The 11,950-nt window shown below is 63.5% G+C and carries 12 protein-coding genes and 1 tRNA gene; 5 read left to right on the top strand and 8 right to left on the bottom strand.

Annotated features, from left to right (window positions below; translation table 11 throughout):
• Nucleotides 1-21: 21 nt before the first annotated feature.
• Nucleotides 22-786 (top strand): LysR substrate-binding domain-containing protein, encoded by a 765-nt coding sequence (locus AC1RMD_RS21805; RefSeq protein WP_492929548.1) that lies wholly within the window; start codon nucleotides 22-24, stop codon nucleotides 784-786.
• Nucleotides 787-882: 96 nt separating this feature from the next.
• Nucleotides 883-1,956 (top strand): serine hydrolase domain-containing protein, encoded by a 1,074-nt coding sequence (locus AC1RMD_RS21800; RefSeq protein WP_492929310.1) that lies wholly within the window; start codon nucleotides 883-885, stop codon nucleotides 1,954-1,956.
• An 8-nt stretch (nucleotides 1,957-1,964) separates the two neighbouring features.
• Here the strand turns inward: AC1RMD_RS21800 and AC1RMD_RS21795 are convergent, their stop codons facing one another.
• The 3 genes from AC1RMD_RS21795 to AC1RMD_RS21785 form a co-directional block, all read right to left on the bottom strand.
• Entirely contained in the window at nucleotides 1,965-2,834 is an 870-nt protein-coding gene (locus AC1RMD_RS21795; RefSeq protein WP_492929308.1) for a helix-turn-helix domain-containing protein, read from the bottom strand.
• 18 nt (nucleotides 2,835-2,852) lie between these two features.
• On the bottom strand, nucleotides 2,853-3,206 hold the full coding sequence (locus AC1RMD_RS21790) for a nuclear transport factor 2 family protein (RefSeq protein WP_492929306.1): 354 nt from the start codon (nucleotides 3,204-3,206) through the stop codon (nucleotides 2,853-2,855).
• An 86-nt stretch (nucleotides 3,207-3,292) separates the two neighbouring features.
• Complete coding sequence (locus AC1RMD_RS21785) at nucleotides 3,293-3,943, bottom strand: LysE family translocator (protein WP_492929304.1); 651 nt, start codon at nucleotides 3,941-3,943, stop codon at nucleotides 3,293-3,295.
• A 119-nt stretch (nucleotides 3,944-4,062) separates the two neighbouring features.
• Here AC1RMD_RS21785 and AC1RMD_RS21780 point away from each other — a divergent pair, with 119 nt between their 5' ends.
• Nucleotides 4,063-4,947, top strand: coding sequence for a LysR substrate-binding domain-containing protein (locus AC1RMD_RS21780; protein ID WP_492929301.1), 885 nt, complete (start codon nucleotides 4,063-4,065; stop codon nucleotides 4,945-4,947).
• A gap of 14 nt (nucleotides 4,948-4,961) precedes the next feature.
• On the opposite strand, the gene AC1RMD_RS21775 is transcribed toward AC1RMD_RS21780, so the two are convergent.
• Nucleotides 4,962-6,101 carry a serine hydrolase domain-containing protein gene (locus AC1RMD_RS21775; RefSeq protein ID WP_492929299.1) on the bottom strand — a complete coding sequence of 380 codons (1,140 nt, stop codon included), beginning with the start codon at nucleotides 6,099-6,101 and terminating at the stop codon, nucleotides 4,962-4,964.
• Between the two features lie 13 nt (nucleotides 6,102-6,114).
• Complete coding sequence (locus AC1RMD_RS21770) at nucleotides 6,115-6,636, bottom strand: winged helix-turn-helix transcriptional regulator (protein WP_492929298.1); 522 nt, start codon at nucleotides 6,634-6,636, stop codon at nucleotides 6,115-6,117.
• A 157-nt stretch (nucleotides 6,637-6,793) separates the two neighbouring features.
• On the opposite strand from AC1RMD_RS21770, the gene AC1RMD_RS21765 reads away from it, so the two are divergent.
• Entirely contained in the window at nucleotides 6,794-7,591 is a 798-nt protein-coding gene (locus tag AC1RMD_RS21765; protein WP_492929296.1) for an SDR family NAD(P)-dependent oxidoreductase, read from the top strand.
• A gap of 776 nt (nucleotides 7,592-8,367) precedes the next feature.
• Here AC1RMD_RS21765 and AC1RMD_RS21760 read toward each other — a convergent pair.
• From AC1RMD_RS21760 to AC1RMD_RS21750, 3 genes are all read right to left on the bottom strand, one after another.
• A tRNA-Phe gene (locus AC1RMD_RS21760) sits at nucleotides 8,368-8,443 on the bottom strand.
• A gap of 49 nt (nucleotides 8,444-8,492) precedes the next feature.
• Nucleotides 8,493-9,884, bottom strand: coding sequence for a sensor histidine kinase (locus AC1RMD_RS21755; protein ID WP_492929295.1), 1,392 nt, complete (start codon nucleotides 9,882-9,884; stop codon nucleotides 8,493-8,495).
• The gene (locus tag AC1RMD_RS21750; protein ID WP_492929293.1) at nucleotides 9,881-10,534 is read right to left on the bottom strand and encodes a response regulator transcription factor; all 654 of its coding nucleotides are present in this window, start codon (nucleotides 10,532-10,534) and stop codon (nucleotides 9,881-9,883) included. The genes AC1RMD_RS21755 and AC1RMD_RS21750 overlap by 4 nt, the downstream gene beginning before the upstream one ends.
• 108 nt (nucleotides 10,535-10,642) lie before the next feature.
• On the opposite strand from AC1RMD_RS21750, the gene AC1RMD_RS21745 reads away from it, so the two are divergent.
• A complete protein-coding gene (locus AC1RMD_RS21745; protein ID WP_492929291.1) occupies nucleotides 10,643-11,887 on the top strand; it encodes an outer membrane protein assembly factor BamB family protein in 1,245 nt (414 codons plus the stop codon).
• Nucleotides 11,888-11,950: the final 63 nt, after the last annotated feature.

The raw sequence follows: 11,950 nt of genomic DNA, 5'->3' as shown, positions 1-11,950 counted from the left end.
GCCGCGTCGCGCCGGCTGAACCTGACGCAGTCGGCGGTCAGCATGCAGATCAAGCGCTTGGAAGAGATCGCCGGCGGCGCGCTGTTCGAGCGCAATTCCCGCAACGTGACGCTGAACCGGCGCGGCGAACTGTTGCACAGCCACGCGCGGCGCCTGGTCGCGCTCAACGACGAAACGCTGGCCCGCATGCGCGACGAAAGCTTTACCGGGCTGATCCGGGTAGGGGCCATCGAGGATTACGCGGTGCATGCCTTGCCCGGCATCCTGGCGCAGTTCATGGCGGCCCATCCGACCGTGGCGGTGGAAGTCGAGACCGGCTTCAGCCGCACCCTGCTCGAGCGCCTGGGCGACGAATTCGACCTGGTGCTGGCGATGCATCCGGCCGGCGCGGCGCGCGGCGAGCTGGTGCGCAGCGAGCGCGCGGTGTGGCTGGGATCGCGCCGGCATGGCTGCCATGCGCAGGCCGTACTGCCGCTGGCCTTGCATCCGGCCGGTTGCCAATTCCGGGCGGCGGCCCTGGCGGCGCTGGACCGGGCCGGGCGGCGCTGGCGCCTGGCCTACATGTCGCAGAGCCTGGGCGCCATCGACGGCGCGGTCGGCGCGGGTCTGGCCGTCACGGTGGGCAAGGCGGGATTCCAGGACCAGGGTCTGGACCTCCTGAGCGAGGCCGACGGCCTGCCGCCGTTGCCGTCGTTCGAGATCGCCCTGCATCGCGCGCCGCGCCGCGACAACGCCGGCGCGAGCGCGCTGGCCGAGCTGCTGCTGACACGCCTGCGATCGATATAAACGATTTAGCGCGTTGACGGCGCCTGCTGATGGTCCCCGCATTGTCCGTCATGGTACTATTTTTGCAATCTTGCCTACTCCCATCAAGGATGTTCCATGCTGCTCAAGAAATATCTCGTCGCCTTGCTTTGGCTGCCTTGCCTTACCGGCTTGGCGAATACCGATGACGCCAATAAAGCGGCCCGGCAGTTGATGCAGCAGGCGATGAAGGAACAAGGCATCCCCGGCGTGCAGTTCGTCGTGATTAAAGACGAGCAGGTGGTGCTGTCCGAGACCTATGGCCTGGCGAATGTGGAAAACCATGTGCCCGCCACCCGCGCGACCCTGTTTCCGATTAACTCCGCGACCAAAACCTTTACCGGCGTCGCCATGATGCAGCTGGTCGAGGCCGGGCTGGTCGATCTCAACGCGCCGGTTTCCCTTTATCTGGATGAGCTGCCCGAGACTTGGCGCGGCATCCGTATCCGCCAACTGCTCGGCCATACGTCGGGACTGCCCGACATCGTCGACCAGAAAGGTTTGATCGGAGGAGGGAACGAGCGCGATGCGTGGAAAGCGGTGAAGGGACTGCCCATGACTGCGGCCGTCGGCGCCCAGTTCGCCTACAACCAGACCAACTATGGCTTGCTGGCGCAGGTCATCGCCAAGCTAGGTAAAGTTCCGTACGAACAGTATCTCGCCAAGCATCAGTTCGGCCCGGCAAACATGCCCTTGACGACCTTCGGCGACAGCTATGACCTGGTCCCGAATGCAGCGACGATCTATAGTTATTCGCCGCGGGGCACCCTGGCCAGGGACGACGACCATCGCTTGTCCCGCTGGATTTACGATATGCCGTATAGCCTGTGGGCCGGTGGCGGCATGCAAACCACCGCCGATGAAGTCGCGCGCTGGCTGATCGCGCTCTCGAAGGGCAAGCTGATCAGCAAAGCCCATGTCAGAGAGATGTGGCTGCCGGAAAAACTGAACGGCGGAGCCGATGGCGACTGGGCTGCCGGATGGCCGGTATTGCAAGCCTCGCCTGCGCGGCAGGTAGCGGGCATCGGCGGCGCCCGCGCCGCGTTCATTGTTTATCCGGACCAGGGTTTGGCCATCATCGTGCTGACCAACCTTGCGGGAGCGAATCCCCAGCGCTTGATCCCGCAAATAGCCAAGCTCTACAAGAAATAAGCGCCGCGTCAAACAATCGGAATGGCGTAGCGCATCTGGGAGCGTTCGGACAGTGGATCGAAGCTGGCGTCGTAGATTTCCAGGTCGGGGGCGCCGCTGTGGCGGTGGTCGGATTGGCATAGCCAGTTGGAATAAATAAAATCGACGGTACGGTCGACCAGCTTGCCCAGGCCGCAGTGCAGAAACGTCGCATATTGCGCAGCCGGGATCTCTATCCTGCACATGCCGGCGGGCAGCGAGTCCGCCTGGCGCACTTCAATGGCGGCGTAGTACTCGAGTTCGTCAGTGTCGCCTGATACCGGCGACACCACGCCATAACAGCACCCCGGCACGGTATGTGCCACCTCGCCGAGTCGGGCGATGAAGTCCTGCCACAGGCGAGGAAGCTGCTGGCCCAAATTGTTCTTGTCCGAGTCGCTGCCGTAAAAGCGCGTATGCATGCCGACCAGCAGCATCGCCGGCCGCGCGCCCAGTTCCGGAACATGCTCCATGTTTTGGTGCAGATGGCGCAGATAGTCCTCGTCCATCTTCAGCTTGCGCACGATCAGATTGCGCCGCCGGCGCCGGCGGAACTCATTGGGCGTCAGCGCGTAGCGCTCCTTGAATGCCCGCGTGAACGCCTCCTGGCTCTGGTAGCCAGCCAGCAGGGCGATATCGAGTATGCCCAATCGCGTTTCCAGCAATTTATCGAGGGCGTTGGCGAGGCGGCGCGCGCGGATATAGTCCTTGAGCGTTTCCTTGGTCAAGGCCTTGAAAATGCGCTGGTAGTGCCATTGGCTTAAACCTGCTTCCCGCGCCACGCTCGCCAGTGGAATGTCTTGCTCCAGATAGGTTTCGATGAAGTCGATGCCCAGCTGGATCTGATTCAGGTAGTTCACTGGCGCTCCATGGTAGCTTCAGGTATCGAAGAAGCCCGTCACTGTCACGAGCCGGCCCGCGTCATTGTAGTGGCCTACGCTGATGCCGTCGCCTATGACCTTGCCTTGCGCGTCCAGCATATCCCATTGCGCGACGCTCTGCCCGTGGAGCGATCGGAAACGGCGCGTGACAAAATGGCCGCCGGGTACTTGCCGATGGAAATCCGCCATGTAGGCAAGCAGTGCGTCCCAGCCGCTGACGTTGGCAAGCGGATCCTGATAAGCGCATTCGCGCGCCAGACTGGCCCCGATCAGCGCGCGCTGGTCGTCGATACTTTCCGCCTTCCAGGCGGAGGTGTAGGTTTCCCAAATTTGATGATGATCGATTTGCATGATGGCTTTCCGGTTGATTGGCGACGCAGGCATGATGCGGCAAGGCGGCGCATCAGTTTTGATATTTTGTGCTGCGCGTCTTGCGATTAAAACTGGAGCGTCAGCAGCGTGGCGCCGAACGCAAGGAACATGAGTGCGCTCAGGCGCGACAGCAGGCGGGCGGTGCCGGGCTGGCTCAGCCACGTTCTGGCCTTGGCGGCAAGCACGGCGTACAGCCCGTGGATCAGGATGAGCACGGTGCAATAGGTCGCGACCGCCGCTATCAGCCGCATCGGCTGTTGCGCCGTATGGGTTGCGTTCTGGGCGAGCTGCGGCAGCACGGACAGGAAGAAAAACAGCGATTTCGGATTGCTGGTCTGTAGTAGCGCGCCTTCAAGCAGGCGCTTTCGTCCCGCAGCGGCGGCGTTCCCGTGTTCGCTCTCCAGCCCTTTGCCGAGGCTGCCGCCAGGCGTTGGCGGGCGGCGCTGCCAGGTCTTGAAGGAAAGATAGAACAGATATGCGACCCCGGCGTACTTGAGTAGCAGGAACAGTGCTTGTGAAGAATGGATCAGCATCCCGATGCCGGCCGAGCAAAGCCCCGCCATCAGCGCCGCGCCGATTGCCAGTCCCAGTACGCCATCCATCGCTCCCCGCCAGCCATGGGCGATCGCGTTGTCCAGCGTCATCAGCACGCCGGGTCCGGGACTGGCGACGGTGAGCATGACCATGACAACAAAAAACCAATACGCTTCGTCCATCGTTGATCCTCTGTGTGTAGCGTTATTTATGCCCGCAATGATGGAATTTTTTGATCCGGCGAACAAACGAGATTTTGGTATCATGGCTTGAGTTTTTCTCAACACCTCTCCCGGAACCCATGTCTGCACGCCCACCGCTCAATGCCTTGCATGTCTTTTGTATCGTGGTGCGGGAGGGCGGCTTCCGTCAGGCCGCGCAGGCCTTGCACCTCACCCCGGGCGCGGTCAGCCGGCAAATCCAGGCGCTGGAGGCGCACCTGAAGCAGGTGTTGTTCGACCGCAGCGTTGGCGGTCCGGCGGCATTGACCCCGGTAGGGCGAAAACTGGAGGAAAGCGTCGGCGGGAAAATGGCGGCGATTCAGCAGGTGCTCAACGCCGGCGGCCGCGCGCCGCGCCAGGCCGCCATCCTGGTCGACACCAGTGTTACCCTCGCCATGCACTGGCTTATCCCGCAGTTATCGGCGTTCAGGGAGCGCCACCCGCAACTCCAGGTTCATATTCGGACCGTGGACGGCGCCATCGATCCCTCGTCGCCAGCCGATGTGTTCTTGCGGCGCGAGGTGGCGGAATTGCGCGGCTTGCCGGTCCAGACCTTCATGCGGGAGCGCTCGGTGCTGGTAACGAGTCCGGTGTTGATGCCGAGTCTGGCCTTGAAGCGATCTGCGGACCTGGGCTGGCTAAGCGACGTCCCTCGCATCGGCACGCGTTCCAGGCCCGACCTTTGGCCAAGCTGGTGCGAAGCGCACGGCATGGATGCCAGCGCGCTGACGCCGACGCTGGAGTTCGACAATACGGTATTGGCGATCCAGGCGGCGATTCAAGGCCTCGGTGTACTTGTGGTGCCGGAGGTGTTCATCGCGCCCATGCTCAAGACCCATGCGCTGCAACGTCATGCTAGCGGCGTTGACACCGGTTCCTATTCGTTTGCGGTTGGTCGCAAGCAAACATCGTCCCGAGTGACGGCTTTTACGGATTGGTTGAAAGAGCTTGGGCCGACGCCATAAACCAAGGGGCTGGCCTACTTCGCGCCTTCCATGGATTCCACAGTGTCGAAAATATGCGTTATCGCGCTTTCCATGGCGCCGGCAGTAGCGTCGCCGCTCTGGTTGGTGATGATGAAGACCCCAAGCTGATATTTAGGAACGATGTAGGCGTAGCTTTGCGCTCGTGGCACACCGCCATGGTGCACATAGTGCTTGCCCAACTGGCGAGTGGTGCCGATGTTCCAGAAATAGCCGATGCTGAAGTCGTCCTGAAAGCGTACCAGCGGCTGGTGCGATTCGACGACTGCGGGGTGGGTGCCCAATTGCAGGCGCAGGTATTTCGCCATATCCGGCATGGTCGACTTCAGGTTGCCCGCCGCGCCCCAGGGCAGTTGCGGCATCGGCGTCGTGACGACGGGATTGTCGCTGTGGTAGCCGGGCGCCAGCCGGCCGGCGTCCTTGGCCGCGATTCTCAGCTTGGTATCTTGCATGCCGGCTTCGCGCGCGACGAATTGCGTGAGCAGAACCTCATAGGGGATGCCATAGACTTTTTCAAGCGTGTGCGCGATGAGCTCGCTACCGGCGCTTGAATAGGCGTAGTCCTTGCCGAGTGGGCCTTGGATGCTGACGGTGTGCAGGTCCTGCCAGAATTGCTGTTGTCCGTAGTTGGCGTAGGCTGCGTTGAGCTTGGCCGGCGTGTCGTGTGCAGTGAAATCCTTCAACACTGTGTTCACCTGCAAGGGCAGCATGCCCGGCATATTGCTGGTGTGCGTGACCAGATGGCGCAAGCGAACTGGCTGTCCCTGCGACTGCAGGTTCGGGTAGGCGGCCGGCAGGTACTTTTGGATTGGATCGTCGAGCGCCAACTTCCCCTCAAGTACCGCGTTCGCCAGCAGCAGGCCGGCAAAAGTTTTGCTGACCGAGCCGATTTCGTACAGCGTTGTATCGTTCGGTGGATTGGCTTTGCCGGTCTCCAGTTCGCCTTGATGCAGGATGAATTCCTTGCCGCGATAAACCACGGCAATCGAGGTCGCGTGTAGAAGTCTTGACCGCAGCAGGGTGGTCGCGGTCTGGTTCATGGCCGAGGGAATGGTGCGTGCCGGCGGGGTGTCGCCGGGCTTGCAAGCCGCCAGCACCAACGGTGTTCCCACTATGACTACGGCGAGTTTGAGCATCGTGCGCATCATCCTATACTTTGTCTGTCGTGCCAGCGCTCTCTGAGGCAAGCGCCGCTTCGTATGCGGCTTGCAGGCGTTCGCCAACCGTCGGGCCGTGCGCCGCATAAGGCGTGCCGAGGTGGCGCGCTTTCAGTTCGTCCATAAATTCCGACCAAAGTCGGGGGCCGCCGGTCTCCAACAGCTCGGCGCGCACCGACAGCTCTCTGGACGCGGGCAAATGCCGTCGCCCCCAAGCGCCCATGTGGGCCAGCAGCGGCACCAGCTCGATGGCCTTTTCAGTCAGGCTATAGACGAACTTCTGCTTGTGGGCCGGGTCATCCATTTTGGTCAGCAGCCCCTCGTCAACCAGTCGCTTGAGGCGGTCGGCCAGGATGTTGGACGCGATCTTCTCGGTGGAATGCGCCAGCAAGGCCCCAAAACTTCGGTGGTTGCCGAACATGATGTCGCGGATGACTATCAGGCTCCAGCGGTCGCCCAAGGTCTCCAGCGTCAGATTGATCGGACAGCCCGACCGATAATCGTTATGTGTCATTTCATAAAATCCTGGCAAGTCTCATAAACCACTTGCATATTGCATTTGGTTTGACTATTCTAAACCCATTGCAATGTGCAAGTGCATGGGGAACCCTACCATGACTAAAACACGCGTTCAATGTTTTTCAGTGCCACTTGGCTGAGGAGGTGATCGAATGTTGCTTCAAAATAAAGTAGCCGTGATTTACGGCGGCGGCGGGGCCATCGGCGGGGCAGTCGCCCGCACTTTCGCACGCGAGGGCGCGACCGTCTTTCTTGCAGGGCGTACACGCGCCAAACTTGACCAGGTGGCCCGCGAGATCGCGGCGGCTGGCGGGAACGCCGAGGTCGCACAAGTCGATGCTTTGGATGAGGATACTGTCGACAAGCATGCTGAGGCGGTGGTGAGCGCCGTTGGCCGCATCGACATCGCGCTCAATGCCATCGGCGTTCACCATGTTCAGGGTACGCCCTTCCTGGAGTTGTCCGTTCAGGATTACACCCACCCGATCGCGGCGTACACTCGGGCCAATTTTCTCACTGCAAGGGCGGCCGCGCGATCGATGGCCAGGCAAGGCGCTGGCGTGCTGCTGACCTTGTCCACACCGGGGGCGCGCATGTCGGGTCCAGGGTTCCTGGGATATGGCGTGACCTGCGGGGCGATCGAGACCTTTTCACGCATCCTGGCGGGCGAGCTTGGTTCAAGCGGTATCCGCGTCATTTGCCTGCGGCCTGACGCCATTCCCGAAGCGCTGGCTGTTTCACATGCGCGCGGGGTGTTCGAAGGAATTGCACAACGTGCCGGCACGACCGTCGAGGCCATGCTGGCGCAGCGTGCGCGTAGCGGCACCTTGCTGCAGCGCTTTCCTACACTCAGTGAGGTGGCGGACTATGCGGCGTTCGTGGCTTCCGACCGCGCCAGCGCGATGACCGGCGCCATTGCCAATCTGACCTGCGGCTCGCTGGTGGATTGACGGTTTAGCGTCGCGCGATTGTTCGTAAGGTAAAGCTGCATTACACTTGCCCCACGGCACGAGCTTGTAGGTCGATCTTGATCTGTCGTAGTTGCGCATGTTACATTGATAATATTCCGATGTGTAACACATTGGGCCGCACGATAGTCCTGCTTGCATGTACTGGGGGCGCGATCACGTGGAACAGAGTACGCGCAAGGCGCGATCCGACTCACAGGTAACACCCTCACCGACCCCTTTCTCGCCATGCAAGTTGAACATCGAATCAAAGTTGCTACCGCCGCAGGACCAATCTTCCACATCTACCAAGACGTTGCGAACTGGCATACCTGGGACCCGGACACAAAGCGCGCAACTCTTCCAGGCCCGTTTGAAGTCGGAAGTCGCGGTCGCCTCACGCCAACCAAGGGGAATACCGTTCCCATGGTTCTCACGAAAGTGGTTCACGACAGCTGCTTCACAGTAGAGTCGAAGATCCCCTTGTTTTGCATGGTGTTCGAGCACGAGCTTGTGCCCTTTCAAGGAATGACCGAGGTCATTCACAGGGTCACGTTTTCGGGGCCGCTCACGTTTGTTCTCGGCAGGATGCTGGTAAAGCAGTTGAACTCAGGGCTTCCGGTTACCCTTCAAAGGCTTAAGGCGCTTTCTGAGTCGCGCAGTGCGGCCTAACTCGGTCATGTGAGAAGTGGGCCGGAAACAGACCGGACACGAGGACTGAGAAGCCCAGAAACAACAACGCCCACTGCGATGAGTGGGCGTAGCGTGAATCATGTTCTTGGTGGCCCGGGGCGGAATCGAACCACCGACACAAGGATTTTCAATCCTCTGCTCTACCAACTGAGCTACCAGGCCAAGGAGCAGAATTATAGCAGGCTCCAGCGAAATTGCAAGGACGTATTTTTCAGGCCGGATTTTCGCTGGCGAGCGCTTGCGGGGCGGCGTACGTCACGCTGACCCTCAAACCGCCGCCTGCGCCGCCGTCCTCCAGCGCGATGCGCGCGCTGTTGCGGGCCGCCGCGCGTTCGGCGATCGCCAGTCCCAGGCCGCTGCCCGGCTGCTCCTGGCCGGGAATCCGGTAGAAGCGTTCGAACACCCTGCTGCGCAGTTCGGGCGCGATGCCCGGCCCCTGGTCGGCGATTGTCAGCCGCGCCATGCCGTCCAGCCGCGCCAGCGTTACGGCGATCCGGCCGCCGTCGGGCGAATACTTGACGGCGTTGTCGATCAGGTTGTCCAGCATGGCGACCAGGCTTTCCCGGTGCAGCGGCATGACGCAGGGCGCCTCGGCATCCAGTTCGATCTCCACGCCGCGCTGCATCGCCAGCGGCGCCGCGTGGGCCAGGCGCTCGCGCAGCAGGTGGAGCAGGTCGATCGGGCGATCGTCGCCGTCGGCGGCGTCGCTGCGGGCGCGTTCCAGCGCAAGCAACTGGTGCACCGTGTGCGTGGCGCGCTCCACGCCCAGGCGCAAGCCGTGGTCCGCATCCCGCAGCCGGTCTGGATGCTGGCGATGGTTGAGCAGCAGGTGGGCGTTGGCGCGGATCACGGACAGCGGCGTTTTCAGCGCGTGCGCCGCGTCGGACAGGAATTCGCGGTCGCGCTCCACGCGCTCCGTCAGGCGCTGCATCAAGCCGTTGACGGAGGCGGCCAGCGGCGCCAGTTCGCGATAACCGGATGGCGGCAGGGGTTGCAGGTCGCTGCCGGAGCGCCTTTCGATCTCCGCCACCATGGTCTGCACGGGCCGCAGGCCGCGCCGCACGATGAACCACGCGGGCAGCGCCAGCAAGGGCAGGCTGTAGAGCAGCGGCGTCAGGTAGTAGGCCGCGCCGGAACTGGTCAGCAGCCAGTTGGTGTCGTGCATGGCGTCGCGCCGGACGACGATACCGCTCGCCGCGTCCGTGGCGGTGGCGGTCGACCAGTCCGTGCCCAGCGTCGGCTCGTGCGGCGCCGGCAGTGCGCGCCCGCCCGGCAGCTGGACGTTGGAACGGTAGACGTGCCGCCCATGCAGCCACACCTGCAGCATCACGGGCTTCGGCCAGTAGTTCGCCTCGCGCAGCATGTCGGCGCGCAGCGCTTCCACCTGCGCGGCGACGCGCGCCACTTCGAGCGGGTCGTGCGCCACTGAACTCAGGTTCAGCAGGATCTGGCGCGTCCAGCCCCGGTTCTCGATCGCCGTGTGGCGGGCCTGCAGCACCGTGTTCTCGTAAAACGCCATGGCGACGACGGCCAGCCAGACCAGGATCACCACGGCGAGGAAGCCGCCCAGCAGCTGGCGGAACAGCGAGCGCTGCGCCGTCATGGCGCGATCATGTAGCCGACGCCGCGCACGGTGCGCACGCGGTGCTCGCCGATCTTCTTGCGCAGGTTGGACATGTGCACGTCCAGCGTCACGCTTTCGCTGCCAGCCAGCGCGCGGTCTTCCAGCTCGCCGCGGGTCAGCACGCGGTCGGCGTCCTGCATCAGCGCCAGCAGCAGGTTGAATTCGGTGCGCGACAAGGACAGCGGACGCCCTTCGCAGCTGACGGCCTGGCGCCGCTCGTCGAGCGACAGGCCGGCGCGGGTCCACAGGCCCTGGCCGGCCGCCTCCGGGTGCGAGCGGCGCAGCACCGCGCGCAGGCGCGCCAGCAGTTCCGCCATGTCGAAGGGTTTGACGAGGTAGTCGTCGGCGCCGTCCGCAAAGCCGGACAGGCGGTCGCCCAGGCTGTCGCGCGCGGTGATCAGCACCACCGGGATCTGCTGGCCGGCGGCGCGCAGCTGGCGCATCAGCGCCATGCCGTCGCCGTCCGGCAGGTTCAGGTCCAGCACCACGGCGGCGAACGCGCCGGTGTCGAGCTGGCGCTGGGCGTCGGCCGCCAGCCGCACCCACGTGGCCGCGTAGCCATCGTCGTGCAATACCGCCCGCAGGGCGCGGCCCAGTTCCAGGTCATCTTCCACGAGCAGAATATTCATGCCGAAAAGTATAACAGCGGCAGCTTTGCCGCGGCCTATAGAAAGCCTGAAGCTTGGGCCGGCAACGCGCCGCTACAATCGCCGCTGGCCCACTTGGAGGTACGACCGATGCGATTCCTGATTTCGATGTTTGCCCTGCTGGCCGCGCTGCATGCGACGGCCGCCGACCTGTCTTCGCTGCGCTTGCGGGAGACGATAGACCTGCACGCGCAAACGGTGTCCAGCCCCGTTGTTGCGCAGGGGCGCCTGTTCATCGGCGCCGAGGACGGCAACCTGTATGCGTTCGATGTGGCGACCCGCAAGCTCGCATGGTTGCATCATGCCGGCGGCGGCATCGCGTCGACCCCGGCGGTCGATGGCGGCATGGTCTACTTCCTGGCGCGCGACGGCCGGCTGCATGCGGTCGATGCGCAGACCGGTGTGCAGCGCTGGAGCTTCTCCACCCAGGGCGAGGCGCGCTTTGCCGCCTACGGCCTGTATGGCACGGCGAAAAGCGCCGGACCGTCGGCCGATCCGTGGGACTTCTGGCTGTCGTCGCCGCTGGTGCACGAGGGCAGGGTGTACATCGGCAGCAGCGACGAGCGGCTGTACGCGCTCGACGCCAGGACGGGCGCCGTCGCGTGGGCCTTCAAGAGCGGCGGCATGATCCACGCGCGTCCCGCCGTCGCCGGCAAGGCGATCGTGTTCGGCAGCTGGGACGGCGCGGTGTACGCGCTGAACGCCACCAGCGGCGCCCAGCTGTGGCGCTACCAGACCGAGACCGAGCAAAAGACCAGCATCCTGTTCGGCGTGCAGGCGCCGCCGCTGATCGATGGCGACACGGTGTTCATCGGCTCGCGCGACGCTCACTTCTACGCGTTGGAACTTGCAAGCGGCAAGTTGAAATGGCGTTATCCCGGCCGCGGTTCGTGGATCATCTCGGGCGCCGTGGCGGACGCCGAGCGGGTGTACTTCGGCACCTCCGACACCAACCTGCTGGTCGCGCTGGACAAGCGAACCGGCAAGGTGGCGTACGAACACGATACCAAGGTGTGGACTTACGCGACGCCGGTGCTGGCCGAGGGCGCCGTCATCGGCGCCACCATGCGCGGCGAACTGTTTGCGCTGGATGCGGCCGGCGGCAAGCCGCAATGGTCGTGGCGCACGGCGGAAAGCCGGGCGGACGAATTCCGCCTGATGGACGGCGCCACCGGCAAGTTCGACGCCAAGCGCCTGTTCGAAGGCGAGCACACGGTGATGGCGTCGATCGAGCACGTGAAGCGGCTGGGGGCCTTCATCGCCACGCCGCTGTGGCACGACGGCCAGCTGATCGCCGCCACCGCCGACGGCAGGCTGCTGTTCTTCGCCAGGTAGATCCCGGCGGGCCGCGCGGGACAATTGTCGCAGGGCCAATTTTTCCGGCCTACAAACGCTATA

The organism is Duganella sp. GW822-FHT06D06 (assembly GCF_058799615.1).
Note: the sequence above shows the minus strand (reverse complement) of the source record. Positions and strands in the feature narration are given on the sequence as shown.

What these genes read in the sequence shown, in the direction of transcription:
- AC1RMD_RS21800 (WP_492929310.1), top strand. Translation starts at nt 883, where the DNA reads ATGCTGCTCAAGAAATATCTCGTCGCCTTGCTTTGGCTGCCTTGCCTT.
- AC1RMD_RS21790 (WP_492929306.1), bottom strand. Translation starts at nt 3,206, where the DNA reads ATGCAAATCGATCATCATCAAATTTGGGAAACCTACACCTCCGCCTGG.
- AC1RMD_RS21785 (WP_492929304.1), bottom strand. Translation starts at nt 3,943, where the DNA reads ATGGACGAAGCGTATTGGTTTTTTGTTGTCATGGTCATGCTCACCGTC.
- AC1RMD_RS21780 (WP_492929301.1), top strand. Translation starts at nt 4,063, where the DNA reads ATGTCTGCACGCCCACCGCTCAATGCCTTGCATGTCTTTTGTATCGTG.
- AC1RMD_RS21775 (WP_492929299.1), bottom strand. Translation starts at nt 6,101, where the DNA reads ATGCTCAAACTCGCCGTAGTCATAGTGGGAACACCGTTGGTGCTGGCG.
- AC1RMD_RS21770 (WP_492929298.1), bottom strand. Translation starts at nt 6,636, where the DNA reads ATGACACATAACGATTATCGGTCGGGCTGTCCGATCAATCTGACGCTG.
- AC1RMD_RS21765 (WP_492929296.1), top strand. Translation starts at nt 6,794, where the DNA reads ATGTTGCTTCAAAATAAAGTAGCCGTGATTTACGGCGGCGGCGGGGCC.
- AC1RMD_RS21755 (WP_492929295.1), bottom strand. Translation starts at nt 9,884, where the DNA reads ATGACGGCGCAGCGCTCGCTGTTCCGCCAGCTGCTGGGCGGCTTCCTC.
- AC1RMD_RS21750 (WP_492929293.1), bottom strand. Translation starts at nt 10,534, where the DNA reads ATGAATATTCTGCTCGTGGAAGATGACCTGGAACTGGGCCGCGCCCTG.
- AC1RMD_RS21745 (WP_492929291.1), top strand. Translation starts at nt 10,643, where the DNA reads ATGCGATTCCTGATTTCGATGTTTGCCCTGCTGGCCGCGCTGCATGCG.